The 435-nt window shown below is 57.7% G+C and carries 1 protein-coding gene; it reads left to right on the top strand.

Annotation, left to right across the window (positions count from 1 at the left end; translation table 11 throughout):
• Window positions 1–6: 6 nt before the first annotated feature.
• Window positions 7–435 (top strand): DUF4142 domain-containing protein (locus tag VSR34_RS38695; protein ID WP_342965270.1); only part of this gene is annotated, 429 nt, incomplete at its 3' end.

Below are 435 nucleotides of genomic sequence, written 5' to 3'. Positions count from 1 at the left end.
GCCACGATAAGCTGTGGACTGGCCGCCATCCCACAGTTTGCCGGCGCGCAAACCCAGGCCGCCTCGACCACCGCCACCAATCCGTTGCCCCAGGCCGACAAGGATTTCGTGCAGGCAGCTAGCATGTCATCGTCCACCGAAATCGACGCATCCAAGCTCGCAACGAAGAATTCGAGCGACAAGGACGTGAAATCGTTCGCGCATCACATGATGCTCGATCACACGAAACTCACGATGCAATTGAAGATGCCCGCCCCGCACGGCGTCACCGTGCCGAAAGACAATTCGGACACTACGATACTGACCTCGCTCAAGAATCTGCAAGGCAAGGCGTTCGATCAGGCGTATATCCAGAAGGTCGGTGTTCAGGGGCACCAGGATGCGCTGAGCGCATTCAAGAAGGAAATCTCGGATGGCCAGAACGCCGACCTGAAG

The organism is Paraburkholderia sp. JHI2823 (assembly GCF_038900695.1).
Lineage (GTDB): Bacteria > Pseudomonadota > Gammaproteobacteria > Burkholderiales > Burkholderiaceae > Paraburkholderia > Paraburkholderia mimosarum.
The sequence above is the reverse complement of the archived record's forward strand: the minus strand, read 5'-3'. Positions and strand labels throughout refer to the sequence as shown.